General features: G+C 43.0%; 14 protein-coding genes and 1 pseudogene. 8 read left to right on the forward strand and 7 right to left on the reverse strand.

Annotated features, from left to right (window positions below; translation table 11 throughout):
* Positions 1-88: 88 nt before the first annotated feature.
* The 3 genes and pseudogenes from AACX68_RS00850 to xerC all read left to right on the forward strand — a co-directional run.
* Positions 89-1,987: pseudogene (locus AACX68_RS00850) on the forward strand (toprim domain-containing protein); the annotation flags it as partial.
* Positions 1,911-2,132 (forward strand): hypothetical protein, encoded by a 222-nt coding sequence (locus AACX68_RS00855; RefSeq protein ID WP_339389249.1) that lies wholly within the window; start codon positions 1,911-1,913, stop codon positions 2,130-2,132. The pseudogene AACX68_RS00850 and the gene AACX68_RS00855, both read left to right, overlap by 77 nt.
* Positions 2,120-3,148, forward strand: coding sequence for a site-specific tyrosine recombinase XerC (gene xerC / locus AACX68_RS00860; protein ID WP_228860307.1), 1,029 nt, complete (start codon positions 2,120-2,122; stop codon positions 3,146-3,148). Before AACX68_RS00855 ends, xerC begins: the two co-directional genes overlap by 13 nt.
* Before the next feature lie 225 nt (positions 3,149-3,373).
* Here the strand turns inward: xerC and AACX68_RS00865 are convergent, their stop codons facing one another.
* The 4 genes from AACX68_RS00865 to AACX68_RS00880 all read right to left on the reverse strand — a co-directional run bounded on the left by AACX68_RS00865 (position 3,374) and on the right by AACX68_RS00880 (position 5,062).
* Complete coding sequence (locus AACX68_RS00865) at positions 3,374-3,628, reverse strand: hypothetical protein (protein ID WP_228860308.1); 255 nt, start codon at positions 3,626-3,628, stop codon at positions 3,374-3,376.
* Positions 3,629-3,677: 49 nt separating this feature from the next.
* The gene (locus tag AACX68_RS00870; RefSeq protein WP_228860309.1) at positions 3,678-3,833 is read right to left on the reverse strand and encodes a hypothetical protein; all 156 of its coding nucleotides are present in this window, start codon (positions 3,831-3,833) and stop codon (positions 3,678-3,680) included.
* A 150-nt stretch (positions 3,834-3,983) separates the two neighbouring features.
* On the reverse strand, positions 3,984-4,346 hold the full coding sequence (locus AACX68_RS00875) for a GFA family protein (RefSeq protein ID WP_228860310.1): 363 nt from the start codon (positions 4,344-4,346) through the stop codon (positions 3,984-3,986).
* 110 nt (positions 4,347-4,456) lie between these two features.
* The gene (locus AACX68_RS00880; RefSeq protein WP_228860311.1) at positions 4,457-5,062 is read right to left on the reverse strand and encodes a plasmid pRiA4b ORF-3 family protein; all 606 of its coding nucleotides are present in this window, start codon (positions 5,060-5,062) and stop codon (positions 4,457-4,459) included.
* Positions 5,063-5,246: 184 nt separating this feature from the next.
* Between AACX68_RS00880 and map the strand changes: the two genes are divergently transcribed.
* The 4 genes from map (at position 5,247) to AACX68_RS00900 (ending at position 10,543) form a co-directional block, all read left to right on the forward strand.
* A complete protein-coding gene (map, locus tag AACX68_RS00885; protein ID WP_228860312.1) occupies positions 5,247-6,065 on the forward strand; it encodes a type I methionyl aminopeptidase in 819 nt (272 codons plus the stop codon).
* A gap of 180 nt (positions 6,066-6,245) precedes the next feature.
* Positions 6,246-7,805, forward strand: coding sequence for a phosphoethanolamine transferase (locus AACX68_RS00890; protein WP_228860313.1), 1,560 nt, complete (start codon positions 6,246-6,248; stop codon positions 7,803-7,805).
* A gap of 247 nt (positions 7,806-8,052) precedes the next feature.
* A complete protein-coding gene (locus tag AACX68_RS00895) occupies positions 8,053-10,206 on the forward strand; it encodes a carbon starvation CstA family protein (RefSeq protein WP_228860314.1) in 2,154 nt (717 codons plus the stop codon).
* 133 nt (positions 10,207-10,339) lie between these two features.
* A complete protein-coding gene (locus AACX68_RS00900; RefSeq protein ID WP_047678653.1) occupies positions 10,340-10,543 on the forward strand; it encodes a YbdD/YjiX family protein in 204 nt (67 codons plus the stop codon).
* A 95-nt stretch (positions 10,544-10,638) separates the two neighbouring features.
* Here the strand turns inward: AACX68_RS00900 and AACX68_RS00905 are convergent, their stop codons facing one another.
* Positions 10,639-11,892, reverse strand: coding sequence for an NAD(P)/FAD-dependent oxidoreductase (locus AACX68_RS00905; RefSeq protein ID WP_228860315.1), 1,254 nt, complete (start codon positions 11,890-11,892; stop codon positions 10,639-10,641).
* Positions 11,893-12,020: 128 nt separating this feature from the next.
* On the reverse strand, positions 12,021-13,778 hold the full coding sequence (locus tag AACX68_RS00910) for a flavin monoamine oxidase family protein (protein WP_228860316.1): 1,758 nt from the start codon (positions 13,776-13,778) through the stop codon (positions 12,021-12,023).
* Between the two features lie 206 nt (positions 13,779-13,984).
* On the opposite strand from AACX68_RS00910, the gene yjiA reads away from it, so the two are divergent.
* Positions 13,985-14,938, forward strand: coding sequence for a GTPase (gene yjiA / locus AACX68_RS00915; RefSeq protein WP_228860317.1), 954 nt, complete (start codon positions 13,985-13,987; stop codon positions 14,936-14,938).
* Positions 14,939-15,425: 487 nt separating this feature from the next.
* Here the strand turns inward: yjiA and AACX68_RS00920 are convergent, their stop codons facing one another.
* Complete coding sequence (locus AACX68_RS00920) at positions 15,426-15,989, reverse strand: tyrosine-type DNA invertase (protein ID WP_086955361.1); 564 nt, start codon at positions 15,987-15,989, stop codon at positions 15,426-15,428.
* Positions 15,990-16,568 lie beyond the last annotated feature (579 nt).

Consider the following 16,568-nt stretch of genomic DNA (forward strand, 5'->3'; position numbering starts at 1 on the left):
TGTCTTTATATGCCAGTACTCTCTTTCGAAAATCCAGACTGTAGCCCATCGCACTTTATCCTTTGTCATATGAATCCAGCTATTATGTCATATTAATATGATTCTGCTATATGAGATCCGGCAGGTGCATATCGCCTATGACAATGACAAGGCGGGCAATGAAGCGGCGGCAACACTGGCGGCAGAGTTGCAACTGGCCGGGCTGGATGTCTGGCGGGTGGTGTTCCCCGAAGGCAGCGATGCCAATCGTTTTAGCTGCGAAGTGGCAAACCCGGAAAATGCCTTCGGTCAGTTACTTGAATCAGCGCAATGGCTCGGTGAATCCACAAAAACACTGCTGTCAGACCAACATGCTTCCATTGCCGTCCCCGTCTCTACGGCGGCATTAGTTCCAGAACCGGGCGTGGTGACGACGCTTGAGGCCAACGGGGATATCGTTATCCAGCAGGACGGGCAGGAATGGCGTCTGCGCGGTGTACCACCGAAAATCGGTGCGGTAATGAAAATCAACGTACAGTTACGGGATAAAAACAGCGGTGCGCTGTTCGTGGACAGCCTCGATATCCTGAGCGCCCGTGCGCGGACAGGGTTCGTGCGTCAAGCCGCGCAGGAACTGGCGTTACCGGATACGCTGATCAAGCGTGAGCTGGGGCGGGTGTTACTGGTGCTGGAGCAACGTGCTTGGATGGCAGCAGAAACGGAACAAGCTGCCAACTCCCTGAATGCCGATGAGCAGCAGTCTGCGCTGGCATTACTGCAAGATCCCCAACTGGTCAGCCGTATTACTGCGGATTTAGCCGCCTGTGGTGTGGTCGGTGAATCAACGAATCTGCTAGCCGCGTATCTGGCGGCGGTGAGCCGAAAATTACCCAAACCCTTAGCCGTCCTGATCCAGAGCAGCAGCAGCGCCGGCAAGAGCAGCCTGATGGATGCCGTCCTGAACCTGATCCCCGAAGAAGAACGCATCCAGTACAGCGCTATGACCGGGCAAAGCCTGTTCTACCTCGGTGAAACCAATCTCCAGCACAAAATATTAGCCATCGCGGAAGAAGAAGGGGTGCGGCAGGCCGCCTATGCGCTCAAGCTGTTGCAGTCGGACGGCGAGCTGACAATGGCAAGCACGGGCAAGGACGAAGCCACCGGGAATCTCGTCACCAAAAGCTATACCGTCAAAGGCCCGGTGATGCTGATGTTAACGACGACCGCCATCGATGTGGATGAAGAACTGCTGAACCGCTGTCTGGTGCTAACGGTCAATGAATCCCGCGAACAGACCGAAGCGATCCATGCGTTGCAGCGCCGGAAGCAAACTCTTGAAGGTTTACTGGCGGAGAACGAACGCGACTATCTGACAGTATTACACCAGAACGCCCAGCGGTTGCTGAAACCCTTAAATGTCGTGAATCCATATGCCAGCCAGCTCACCTTTATGAGCGATAAGACCCGCACTCGCCGTGACCATATGAAATATCTCACCCTGATCCAGAGTATCGCGTTGCTGCACCAGCACCAGCGGGAGATCAAAACCACTGAGCATCGTGGCAAGCGGCTTGAATATATCGAAGTCAGCAAAGACGATATCCAATTAGCCAACCAGCTTGCGCATGAAATCTTAGGCCGGACGCTCGACGAAATGCCGCCACAGACGCGCAAGCTGTTGCTGCTGATACAGGCATGGATACGGGACAGCGGTCAGTCACGGCATGAGAGGATTTTTACCCGCAAGCAGTTGCGCGATGCGGTGCAATGGGGCGATACGCAACTGAAAGTGCACCTGTCCCGGCTGGTTGAAATGGAGTACCTGTTGCTGCATCGGCGCGGGCTGGCGTTCGCTTATGAACTGCTGTTTGACGGCGACGACAGCGACACCGCGTACCTGTGCGGCCTTATCGTGCCGTGACAGGGCCGGTATGACTTTCTCCGGTCGGGGTCAATCCATCAGCGGTCGCCCCCCGGTCGGGGTTCAGTCGGCGGGCGGTCGGCATAGCAAAATCATCATAAAATCAGGCACAGTCAGGCCTTACAGCAAAGCGGGCGGATTAGAGCAAAAAACATTGTTCCGGCAGATTAAAGCGCGAGATCGTAACCATATTCTTTCTCACACAGCGAGACCGTTATCATGGCATCATTGACACTCAGACAACAGATCCAACACTTTCTCGAACACCTTGACACACTGCGCTATGCGCGGGATACCCAGTCAAATTACCGCAGCGGCCTAATGGAATTCGCCCGTTGGTGTGACGAGCGCGGACTAAGCAACGCGCAGCAGGTGAGTTTCGCCCATCTGGAAAGCTGGCAACGCTCACTGTCAGCGAAAAAAAATCGTCAGGGTTACCCTATTCTGGCCTGCACTATCGTGAAAAAACTGAGCTACGTCCGCCATCTGTTCGGCTGGCTGGTCAAACGGCAACACCTGCTGTATAACCCCGCCCTCAATCTGGAACGGCTACGGACAGGAAAGCGTTTGCCGGGGCACATCCTGAGTGAACAAGAAATGCAGCGCATTTTGAGCCTGACCCTTGATGAATCTCCGATGGGTGTGCGTGATCGGGCGATGATGGAAACGTTGTGGAGCAGCGGTATCCGGCGTTCAGAAGCGCAGCGGTTACAGGTCGGTGATGTGGATTTGAGCCACGGCGTGATGTTTATCCGACAGGGAAAAGGCGGTAAAGATCGGATGGTGCCATTAGGTCAATCGGCGATAACGTGGTTACAACGCTACCTGAATGATGTGCGGCCGCGTTTGGTGTGGGGAAAAGATCCGGGTCATCTGTTTCTGTCACGCCGGGGTAAAATGATAAGCGGTTCCAGCATGACCCTGCTGGTTCGCGATGCCTTGCACCGCGCCGGGATCGAAAAGCCCGGTGCCTGCCATCTGTTCCGGCATTCAATGGCGACGCACATGTTAGATAACGGGGCCGATACCCGGCACATCCAGGCGATACTAGGCCACGCGAGTCTGGATTCCACGCAAATTTATACGCATGTTGCTATCGGACATTTAAAAAAAGTGCATCAGAAAACGCATCCGGCCGAGCGTGACAGCCATACAGAACCGCCGGAGCGTGGCTCAGATCGTGCCGGCAGCGAGCCGGACACCGAACCGACACCCCCATGCACCGGAAAGCCGGTTTATCCCCGTTGAGTTCGCTGGAAAGGTGCGGGGCAGACCGTGGCCGGACTGCCCGCGGGCTTCAGTGCTCGCGGGGGTACGTGGGCAATGGCCGGCCTGAACAACCGTGTCCCCGTTCAGTCAGTGCAGGCCGACCAAAGCCCACTCAACATAATGTCGGGGAATTATGCGAAACTCGCCGTTCCGCTGAGTCGTTCCCAAAAACCCTGCAAAGCGGCTCGCATCGCATAATTAACATTATGTCTGGCGCCCCCGCTGTTCAGCATCGCAGGGTGTGGCGCACAAGGCTGCGCCTTCTGCTGTCAGCATCGGAGCTAGTCCTCGGCAAAAACCCGTGTTCTGCTTTAGCTGCCATGCCACCGTCCGGCCAACATCCCTGTAGGCAGGTCGGCCTACGGCCTCCGTTAATTTACCTCCCCCGCCCCGACCCCGCTGCACTGGCTGCGCCCGGCTCGCAGTCGCAGGCTCCTTGCTCGTTGCCGTGCTCGCCATCTCCGCCCCGTGCAGCCCCCGGAGGGGGCTTCCCTTGAATCAGGCGCAGTCATGCAAAACCGGCGCAAAATCCAAGCCACAGTGCTCCAGAGCGTCGCAATGCGCCGCTTGCGGGTTCTCTGCCACCCGCTCCCGCAGAACGTGCGCCCGCCGCCCAGACAAGCTGGGCAGCGTTCGCCCGTTGCCGTACAATCCCAAAAGGCACGTCTGGGTCAAAAAAGTGATCGAGGTAAAACGGACGAAACGAGTTCCTTTGAAAGCCTTGCCCTGCGCGGGCTGGCGCAGCCATGAGGGTATGACTGCATCGGAAATGATGTTCTCCGAACGGAGTAGGCATTTTCTTTTCTGTATTTTTTCATTTCGGTTGTGGAGGCGGGTAAGAATGTGACAACGGGGTTAATTCTTCTGATTCATGATTATCAAAATTTCCCAGAATTAATCCAATCGTCGGGCCATCATCAATTGCCCCTAATGAACTACCACAATGATTACAAAATGCCCGGCTGGAATAATCTGAAGAGCGATATAAAGAAGGAAAGCCACCCTTTCCAATCCATCGCACTGAATCTTTGGGAAATTCAACCCAGCAGAGTGTCAATGCTCCGGAATGTTTCTGACACATCGTGCATGAACAGGCATGGGGATTATTAGGTGTTCCTGTCGCAATGAACTGGATATTGCCGCATAAACATCCACCACGATATTCAGATATACCCATAACCTTTCCTCATAAAGAATAAATAGCTTCATACACAATTAATAAAAGACCCTTGCTATTTTATTCACGGGGATAAATAGCAAAGGCCCTTTATATTGTGAATGAGTAATTCATCCGAACAAAGACAGATAACGATCTCTCGACCAGCGATAATATAAGGCCAGCATATTATTGACTTCCTCAGGATAAAATTTTTCAGGTAAAAATGCGTCACCGGGAGAAATTTCAGTTTCACCATGTATCCATTCAAACATGTCCTGATATTCTTCATGGGCTGGATCGTTAAGAATATTAAGTAAATCCCTGTAACCATAGACTCCTCCACAATCTTCCGGAGGGCAGGCTTGTTCTCCTTCGAGGCAGAATATCGGCATGGGTAATTCTTCCGGTGAATAGTTACTGTTTTCCAACAGGATTTCATGCTCCCAGGAGTCACCAAAATCATAAAGATAGATGAATTTACTTCCTTTACGTTTGATGAGTGAATCCAGTTTGAATTTCCCTTCCTCATGGCCTTCTTCTGGTGTTTCAGGCCTTTCGGTAAAACGTTTAGAATCAAAAATAAATTCATGTAAATGACTATCTTCCCAGCCCATTACAACTTGAATGACATCATGTAATCTATCCAAGGAAATATTGGATGGGACAATGAAGCGACGCCATATAGCGGGTTTTGTTTCTGTAAGTGTAATTTTTAACTGATAGAATTTTTTCATTTATCACCCTTAATGACTTGAATAATTGACAAAGAAATATGTTGGGTTCAATAAGGCTTCATTACAGTATGAATTTCCTATAGTGATAATGCGAACAAATTCTAATAAATAGCTTGAGTTATTCACTTATGCAAGGGCATGATTAATAGAAGCCCCTATTTACTGAAAAAATAAGAGAAAATTAATGGCAGATAGCACTGGCGTATTGATTAAAAATTCAGAAGAAATAAAACGAATGGAAATTGCCGGGCGTATGACGGGGCAGGTTCTTGAAGCGGTTCGTCAGATTATTATCCCCGGAGTGACGACATTAGAAATAGATACGTTTTGTCATAATTATATCGTTAATACACTGGGAGCTATTCCCGGTAGTCTGGGGCAGTATGGTTTTCCCTATACAGTCAATACATCAGTTAATCATGTCGTTTGTCATGGCTGGCCATCCGATAAAAAATTGAAAGATGGTGATATTGTTAATGTGGATGTGACAGTAAAAAAAGACGGATACTATGGCGATAGCAGCGTCACGTTCTGCGTCGGAGAAGTTCCCTCACATGCCAGACGGCTGGTGGATATAACACAAGAGTGTCTGTACAAGGCGATCAGGATTGTAAAGCCGGGTATCACATTAGGGGACATCGGGCAGACGATACAGCAGCATGCTGAGGCGAATAATTATAGTGTTGTCCGCGAATACTGTGGTCATGGTATCGGAAGTAGTATGCATGAAGAGCCTCAGGTTCTGCATTATGGTAGAGCAGGTGAAGGAATTGTACTGGAAGAAGGTATGACATTCACGATTGAGCCAATGATCAATCAGGGGAAAAAAGAGGTTAAGCTGCATAAAGATGGCTGGACTGTTACAACGAAAGATCGCCGCTTATCAGCTCAGTTTGAGCATACTATTCTGGTTACGCATGATGGTTTCAGAGTTCTGACCTTACGGGATGAGGAACGGGAGATGTTTGAGCGCAGCGAGCTTCCCGGTTTTGTACTCTATTGATAGTTATCTTTTTTTGTGATTTTAAGCAGGCTGTTTTTGTTTTCTAATAGTCTGCTATGACGTAGTATTATCGGAAATTAAAGTCTATTGTTTAGTATAGCCATCATTTTCCGGATATATAAACAATAAAGGAACTGACTTACAACAATATTTATGGTTATAAGGAATACCGATAATATTATGTCCTCACTTTATAAAAATAAAAATATTTTTTATTTAATCTCTCTTTTTCTACTGTTATTACTGATCCATAATTGTTTCGGATATCAGCTAAAATTAATATATGTTTTTAGTGCTTTTGCATTCTTTTTATTTCTTGCCTCCAGTAATAAACGTTTATATGTTGTACTGATCTCTCTGTTTTCCATTGTCGGAATATTATACGCACCGCTTGGTCTCAACTACGGTTTTCCGGATATCAACGCTGTCGGTTCAGTGCTTTATACCAACCGTAATGAAACACTGGAATATATCAGTGGGTTTCCTGTGTCAACTTATTTGACTGTGTTTGCTATTTTTATTCTGATGTTGTGCTCGGTAAAATTAAATGCCGTTTTCTCAGCGAAAGGTAAGAAGTGGTTATTGGCACTGTTTTTTATTTCTGCGTTTTGGTCACCGGTTAAGGGGTATGTGAAGTCGGGTTTTGTGGATAGCTATGAACTTCTGAATACCAGTTTACCTGAAATCCGCTTTTTCAAAGACGCTTACCAAAGTTATGTGAAGGTTATGTCTGAAAATAACCGGTTTGCCAGCGTTATCAAATATCAGGATGACTGGCAGCCCACCGTTAAAGAAGATAAATATGATACCTACATTATGGTTATTGGCGAGAGCGTCCGTCGGGATTTTTTAGGGGAATATGGATTCCCTGATAACAACACGCCCTGGCTGGATAAGACGAATGCAACAATATTCACTAACTATATTTCTGCTGCACCATCCACTCAGCTTTCATTGACGAACTCACTGGCAATTCGTCAGGAAAATCAGATTAAGCTGAATAACAGTATCATGACATTGGCAAATAAGGCTGGTTTTGAAACTCACTGGATTTCCAATCAGGGAATGAAAGGCGGGTTTGATTCCCCTTCTGCACTGATAGGCCAGCAGGCCACGCACTCTATTTTTCTGAAAGAGGGAAGTTCAGATGACAGGAGCTATATGCCGGATGAAAATTTATTACCCCATATCCGTAATGCCCTTAAACAGGGTCACAAGAAGAGATTGATTGCCATTCATTTGATGGGCTCACACCCACAGCCCTGTGCCAGAACTAATAATAAATACAGCCACTATTTTCACTCCAAAGATATCTCCTGTTATGTACAGAGCATCCATAATACGGACAGCTTATTAGCTGAAATTGAGAATATCGCCAGACATAACCAACTAAGCTGGACGATGCTCTATTTTGCCGATCATGGTTTGTCTTTTGTGCGCAAAGGAACGGATAAAGAGAATCTGAACCATAGTGATGCCAATAAACAGAATTATCAGGTGCCTTTCGTCATTACTGGCTATGACTATAACGTTAAGACCAGAATCGATGCTCACCGCAGCGGATTTCATCTTTTACCTATGTTATCCACGTGGCTGGGGATTGAAGAACCTCGGTTATCTTCTGAATGTGACTGGTTCTCTGAACAGCAATGCGGCGATCAACACACGGTAATTTCATTTGATGGTAAGTATGCTGACTTTAACAGCCTGAAAGATGATGCCATTGATTTTGGTTTGTAGACGATAAGTATATTCACCAAGCATTTACGCTAAAGCCACTGTAAAACCACTGATAGAAGGATTCTGACCGCTTAATGTGTTATTTCACCGTTAGCGCAGATCCTTCCCATCCCGGCGGAAGAAGTTTCGTATCATAGTACAGTGTGGCGAGTAGTGTCGCTTCCTGCGGTAGTCGGATAACTGGCGTACAGAAGCGGAGAAATGAAAGGGTAACTTGCTGTTCGTCTTACCTTAAAAAGGGTGTTTTATGAACAATAATAAATTTTTAAAACATATCCCCTGGATGATACTGGGGATAATTGGGGCATTTTGCCTCGGAGTTGTTGCACTGCGTCGGGGAGAACATGTTAGTGCTTTATGGATAGTTGTTGCTTCGGTGGCAGTTTATCTGGTTGCTTATCGCTATTACAGCCTTTATATCGCCACTAAGGTGATGAAGCTGGATGCAACACGGGCAACACCGGCGGTTGTTAATAATGATGGTCTCAATTATGTGCCAACCAACAAAAATGTCCTGTTTGGTCACCACTTTGCTGCTATTGCGGGTGCCGGGCCGTTAGTCGGGCCAGTGCTGGCGGCACAGGTTGGTTATCTGCCGGGAACATTGTGGCTGCTGGCGGGGGTTGTTCTTGCCGGTGCCGTACAGGACTTTATGGTTCTGTTCATGTCTTCCCGCCGCAATGGAACATCACTGGGAGAGATCGTTAAAGAAGAGCTGGGGCGGGTTCCGGGAACAATCGCCCTGTTCGGTTGCTTCCTGATTATGATCATTATTCTGGCAGTACTGGCACTGATAGTTGTGAAAGCGCTGGCAGAAAGTCCGTGGGGAGTATTTACCGTTTGTTCCACTGTTCCCATTGCTCTGTTCATGGGGATTTATATGCGGTATATCCGCCCGGGACGAGTAGGGGAAGTTTCCGTTATTGGTATTCTGCTGCTGATTGCTGCGATATGGTTTGGTGGTATTGTTGCCGCTGATCCTTATTGGGGACCGGCTTTAACTTTCAAAGATACCACCATTACTTATGCATTGATTGGCTATGCCTTTATCTCTGCCTTGTTGCCTGTTTGGCTGATTCTGGCACCACGCGATTATCTGGCAACTTTCCTGAAAATCGGTGTGATTGTTGGTCTGGCGGTTGGTATTGTGATCCTCAACCCTGACCTGAAAATGCCGGCTGTAACACAATTTGTTGATGGCACAGGCCCTGTCTGGAAAGGCACGTTATTCCCATTCTTGTTTATTACGATTGCCTGTGGTGCGGTATCTGGTTTTCATGCCCTGATTTCTTCTGGTACGACACCTAAGTTACTGGCAAACGAAAAGGATGCCCGATTCATTGGTTATGGTGCAATGCTGATGGAATCATTCGTTGCGATCATGGCTTTGGTTGCAGCATCCATCATAGAGCCGGGGCTTTATTTCGCCATGAATACACCGCCGTCGGCACTGGGTATTGCCATGCCGGATTTGCATAATCTGGGAACATCTGAAGCGCCTGCGATTATGGCGGCTTTGCAGGATGTCACCACTCAGGCAGCGGCCACGGTAAGTTCATGGGGGTTTGTGATTTCACCTGACCAAATCCTGCAAACGGCAAAAGACATTGGTGAACCTTCGGTTCTGAACCGAGCTGGTGGTGCACCGACTCTGGCGGTGGGTATTGCGTATGTATTCCATCAGATCATTCCGGCCGCAGATATGGGCTTCTGGTATCACTTTGGTATTTTGTTTGAAGCGTTATTCATTCTGACTGCTCTGGACGCAGGGACACGTTCCGGCCGTTTTATGTTGCAGGATTTATTAGGCAATTTCGTTCCATCCCTGAAAAAAACGGATTCCCTGATTGCCAGTATAATTGGTACAGCGGGCTGTGTGGGAATGTGGGGCTACCTGTTGTATCAAGGCGTTGTCGATCCGCTGGGTGGTGTTAAGAGCCTGTGGCCACTCTTTGGTATTTCGAACCAGATGCTGGCAGCTGTTGCACTCGTGTTGGGTACTGTTGTGTTGATCAAAATGAAACGTACTAAGTACATTTGGGTAACGGTTATACCGGCTATTTGGTTGTTGATTTGTACTACATGGGCGTTGGGGCTGAAATTATTCAGTGATAATCCTAAGCTGGAAGGCTTCTTGTTCCTGGCGAAGGAATATAAGCAACGTATTGCGGAAGGCGGAGCAGATCTGACTGCTCAGCAGATCAATGATATGAGCCATATTGTTGTGAACAACTATACGAATGCTGGCCTAAGCATTTTGTTCCTTATTGTGGTCTATAGCATCATTATTTATGGTATCAAAACTGCGATAAACGCGAATAAAAACCCAGAACGTACAGATAAAGAAACGCCTTATGTTCCTGTTCCGGAAGGTGGAGTAAAAGTTTCTTCTACGCACTGATGCTAATACTTAAGCCATAGAGTGCTTTGGCAATCACAATACCCCACATGATAGGTTTTGTATTATGTGGGGTATTTCTTTAAGGTATAGTTTTAAGGGAAATCATTTTTGAGAACAGTTATGGGAGAGTGTTATGTTTGGTAATCTTGGCCGTGCCGGAAAATATTTAGGGCAGGCAGCCCGGATGCTGGTGGGAGTGCCTGACTATGATACTTATGTACAACATATGAAGGATAATCATCCTGACCAACCTTATATGACTTATGAAGAATTCTTCCGTGAACGCCAGAACGCACGTTATGGTGGTGATGGGAAAGGGGGAATGCGTTGTTGTTAGCGAGCGTAGATGGTACAAACCTGAAGCGCTTCGTCACCCTATTTTTATCAAAAAGTATCGGTCGCGCCTCAGGCTAAGTCAGGTAAATCTGGTTGCTAAGCTGGCTTAATAATATTTTTCCTGTCTATCCTGAATGGGTAGATATTAAAAGAAGTACTTCCTTTTAATGCAAGATCGGCGCAGGCTTTGCCAAATAATGGGGCAAATTTAAATGACCAGCCACCTAATGATAAAATAATATTTTTGTATTGATCATATTGTTGAGGTATAAAATCCAGGACGGCTGTATTATCAGGTAAATCAGCATGCAATGCTCTCGCCATATCAATGGGGGTTGTATCGACTCCTCTCATATATTTGTTGGCAAAATCTCGGGTTATATCAATATCTAATTCCTTTGGTGCAAAACATCTATCTTCTACATTATCATAAGTATACGAAGCCCAATCTACCGCCAGACGGATAAAGCCCTTTCTTGCAAAGTCATAACTAGGAAAGCCATAGAACAGGTTGCTGTAACCGTTTTTAGGATTCTCAAATTGAAAAAACATTGGATAGTTTTTTTCTGGAATTTCTCCTGTGAGTTTATAATATGAAAAACACATATCCCAAATAATATAATTTATTCTTATTCCGACTGATTTAGGTAATATTTGATTAGTGAAAGCATTAGAAGTAATCACTATTTTATCAGACTTATAACTACCATTATTTGTTATAATAGAAACACCATCTTGGCGGCTGGTTATTTTACAGACTTTTGTTTCTTCAGTGACGGTAACATTATTTGACTCTTTCAGGTATTGACCAAGTTTTTTGATAATATTTTTTACGTCAATGGTTGCATTATCAGGGCTATATAAACCCATATAATTATCTGGTAGATTTTTGAAAGGATACTTACTTTCCAGTTCATCTTTGGTAATTATTTCATATTTTTTATTGAGCTCTTTTAATACTCTTACTGGCCCGAATAGAGTGCCTTGTGGTGTATCACCTGTTGCGATACCAAAATTGAGTAACCCGTTCATATACATGAATTTAGAATCCAGCTCTTTTTCTAAATCATGATACATATCTCCAGCTTTGAAAGATAATTTAGCATGTTCAAGATCATCATACACGGTTCTCCACATTCTGACATGTCCTGCTGAGCTTGAGTCTTGTGTTCCGATAGTATTCCTTTCTATCAGCAGTATATTCTTACCAGACTTAGCGGCATAATAAGCCGTGCACAAGCCAATAATTCCTCCACCGACTACACAGATATCATATTTTTTATTATGAATATATTTATTTTCATGATCTATTAATGGTGACTCCGTTTTAATAACGTCATGTCGATTCATCTATATTCTCCAATTTTATTTATTGTTAAAGTTTAATTTTATTAACTATAAAACCAGACACAGATTGCACGCCAAACACGATTAAGACTAAATAGTGTTCTATCTTGAAATTCATTGTGTATAGATAATTATCGCCCTAAATAATATTCTTTATCTAACCATTCAGGCCAATTAAGACGAAATATTTCTTGTAATAATTTTTCCGTGACACAAAATGCTCCTTCAGTCCAGCCCTGATCCCCTGAATAAGCTTCTCCGATAATATGCACTGATTCATTTTTTATTGGATGCCTCATAAAAGGCATGACTTCGTCAACTGATACTCCGACTTTCCATGCATGATATCCACCGCCATATGGATCCTTAGACCAGTCTTGAATTCGGGCAATATAAGGAGGTGGAATATCAATGCCATGTAGTTCTTTAACCTGATTCATTGCTTCTTCTACCAGGTGTTTAGAGACAGGCTCTCCGGGTAAAGGAGATTCTGTCAATTTTTCTTTTGATACTATATGAGTTTCACAAGGTTCATAGATAGAATCTTTATCTTTTATTTGTATCAGTGCTTTCCAAAATGTTACAGCCCGCATGTCGTTATAGCTTGATAGGAATAATGAATGTGAATTTTTATCGTCTGTGCCGAAATAGTAGCATTGGCGAATAGCTAAATCAGTAATTGATGCACCGGATTTGGTGTTAAATTGTTTATTCCACCACGGGTACTCAAATCCCATCAATAATTTTAATGATGGTTCAGGAATGACCGTATTAATATTTTTATTTAATTTTGGGTGTGAATGTTTATCAAAGAAAAAATTGTACTGATCCAGAAGACTCAGGGATTGCTTTGGCATTGCAAGAATAATGGTGTCAGTGTGTACTGTCCAGTCTGTCTGGCTATTTTCATTTCTGAATTTTAATGAGTAACGACGATTTCCGCCATTATTATGCTGAAAAGTTATTAAAGTGTTTTTTAACCATAGCTTAGCACCATTTTGGTCTGTATAGGCTTTTGCTAAAGCATAGGCTAATTGGTCATATCCATTTTTAATAGTTCGATATTCTATATCAGTTTGTGTAAAATCACCTACCATATAAGACATTGATTCAGCAGCATTCCAGTTTATGGTGTTTGAATAATATCCTCCTGCATCAGATAAGAAATTATATCCTTCCTGACCGACTTGATCTTTAATTAAATTCCAGAATCCGATATCTTTGACTTTCATTTTATCATAGGGACTTCCTTTTTTAATATAAGTAATATCCTTTTTGATAACATCCCACTGCCGTAGACTGATTTTAAATTTATAATCATACTTACTTGTTTTTTCAACAAGATTACCGTAGTTCTCCTTAAACCAAGGGTCTGCAACTAAAACGTCATATATAATCTTATTAAATAGCTGTGATGCACTATATCCTTGAATATCATCATTAAGAAAGTATCGTATTTTAAATCTCTTATCCTTTTTCTGCATTTCAGACCATGTATCCGCCCTGAAACGCTGGCCTCGTAAATAGAAGAAATTATTTGGTGAGTCACTTTCTGGAAAGGGCCCGTAATCTAATTTAAAAATATTCTCAATCAATGAAGTGGTGATTTTTTGCGATGTTAAATAACGCATTCCTCCTAACTCACCAATAATATCCATTCCGGGTAAGTTAACAGAGAGTAATCTTCCTCCTATCATATGATTTAAATCAAAAATATGTACACTTTTAGGAGAATAGGCGTTGTCAGAATAATCTCCACTTAACAAACGGTATCCTGTATATAAACCAGATACACCCGCACCAACAATAGCAATATCAATTGATAGTTCATCCTGAGTCCCGGTACTATGAGGGATTTGATCCATCTCAATTCTTTTGTTTTTTTTCATGATCCATCTCCATTAATATAAATAGTATTCTGCTGGAGTTGTTTTTTAATACAAAGCTGAGAAGAGACGTGATTTTTATCAGTATGATATTATTTTTCTAGAATTGGAGTAACTGGATTAATCTGATTGTTCAAATCGTGTATTATTATTGATCTCAGATTTGAATTTTTTTAAAACAAACAATTTTTATAGTGATGCAGGAAAAAATGAAACCTATATCAGTGACCATCCTTACAGGATTTTTAGGATCAGGGAAAACGACATTATTACAGCATATTCTCAATGCTGAACATGGTTATAAAATTGCTGTCATAGAAAATGAATTTGGTGAAGTACCTATTGATAATGAACTTATCGGGGATAGAGCAACACAAATTAAAACACTAAGCAATGGTTGTATTTGTTGTAGCCGTTCGAATGAATTGGAAGATACTTTACTTGATTTATTAGATGGTATTGATAACGGGCAGTTTGTTTTTGATCGCCTGATTATTGAGTGTACAGGAATGGCAGATCCCGGTCCAATCACTCAGACTTTCTTTTCTCACGAGGTTTTGTGTCAGCGTTTTTTACTGGATGGGATTATTACACTGGTGGATGCGGTTCATGCCGAGCAGCAGCTTGATAATTTTTCCATTGCACAATCACAAGTAGGATATGCTGATAGGATTTTGTTGACGAAAACGGATGTTGCTCCTGAGAATGATGCATTAATCGGGCGATTGCAGAAGATCAATGCCAGAGCACCGATCCATAAGATCGTACATGGTGAGGCTGACTTAGGTCTGCTTTTTGATCTGGAAGGCTTTATTCTGAATGATCAACTGACTGTTGCACAGCCTGTTTTTCGTTTTATCCCTCAGCACCAAAATAGTGTTCAGTCGATAGTTGTGACTCTGAACCATTCAGTGGAATTAACTAAAGTTTCAAATTTGATGGAAGAATTGTTACTGAGTTTTGCTGATAATTTACTGCGTTATAAAGGTATTCTTGCCATTCAGGGAGAATCGCGCAGATTATTGTTTCAGGGAGTACAGCGTTTGTACAGTGCAGACTGGGATCGTGAATGGCGTGATGATGAACAGCGCCAAAGTGTGCTGGTTTTTATTGGAGTAGATCTGCCAGAGCAGAAAATCAGGGAAAAATTTGCACAATTATAGTTAGCCATTTTTTAATAACAACATATCTGTTCTGTTGCACTGAACTTGAAAAATGAAGGGAATACTCCCTTCATTTTTTAAGCTGCCTCATGTACTAATGAAATCGATTTATTGCAGTAAGATGCTGGGTAATGCATTTTACTATATCTACCTTTCAGGTGCTGTATTACTGGCCGCAACCTGAAATTCATAAATGTATATTATTAAGAATAGGTAGAAATTTTTTGCTACATATTTAAATAGAAATTTATATTATAAATTCTAACCTGGAGTTTAAGTTTTATAAAAACAGCAAGCACTGATTTAACAAATACAAAACAATAAAGACAAATATTATACATAAATCAGATTTATCATACGTCAAGGTTCATATTTGCATTATGATGAATTCACCTGTTTTGTTTACCTGCAATCTCCACAGAAGAAGTAGTGGAGATCGTCGCAATAACAGATCATGTTAGTGAAAACAGGGAAAATAAATGGAAATTCACTTAGAGTGTGTCTCCCAAATGTTAGAAAAGCGTTTTACATTACTGGCTGTGTAAATCACTGTATGTGAAATATTACGGTGCCCCAGATAATCCTGAATTAAACGTGTATCACGGCCGAGATCGGCAAGTGCGTAACCACAGGCATGTCTTAGCATATGAGGGTGTGGAGAAACACTGACCGCAGCCTGCTTACCATAACGCTTCAGTAATCCATAAACTTGTTGCCGTGAAACCGCTCCCGATTTTTGGGAGAGGAAAACCCATGGCGAATCCGCTTCTCGCCATTTTTGGCGTACATCCAGCCATTTTTTTAGTGCTTCAATTTCTTCCGGGATTAGCGGGTGTGTTGTTGACAGACCACCTTTTAATCGTCTGATATGAATAATAGCTGAATTTAAATCGAGATCGGATAAACATAAATTACACAGCTCACTGACCCTGAAGCCATGAATAAAACACATTAATAGCATGCAATAATCTCGTTCTGCATGACGTCCTTGTTTTGTTTCTGCCAAAATTGCATCTATTTCGTATCGGGTTAAAAATTTACGTTGCTTCATGAAATTATCATTCCTATTACATCAGTTCGATCAGCTATAAATAACGGGGATATTTAAACTAATCGAATACAACAAGCTATTGGAGCTTTTCCACATGATTGGATAAATACCAGGTTAATATAATTAGAAAACAGACAATGAAGAAATTTGCTGCTTCTATTTATCTTTTTTTAATGAAAATATTTATTGAGAAAGTGTAAATATTTGTTATGTAACCCTCGTGAATAGAATGGGCTAATTATAAAGATAATTCTACTAAGAATGTTGTTTGGCTAAATTTTGCAACTAAACATTTTGCTGAGTTTTATTTTTAGTTTTTTATTCTTATATTGTTCCTTTAGGGTGTGGCGGTTTCGTCTTTTTACTGCATTTAGTGGAAAAAGTAAATGATTTATCTAATTAGATCAAAATATACACTTGTTTTGTGTGCTAATTATCTACAAAAAGACTCCATATGATATTTTATGGATTAATATCTTATGTTTTTTAAATATACGATATTTTGTTTTGATGTTTAATATTTAATGATGTTAGTGGGCACTTTAATACCAATAATGGAAGGATTATAGAGTGTTAAAT

Source organism: Xenorhabdus sp. PB61.4 (genome assembly GCF_963894935.1).
In the GTDB taxonomy this organism is placed as follows: domain Bacteria; phylum Pseudomonadota; class Gammaproteobacteria; order Enterobacterales; family Enterobacteriaceae; genus Xenorhabdus; species Xenorhabdus stockiae.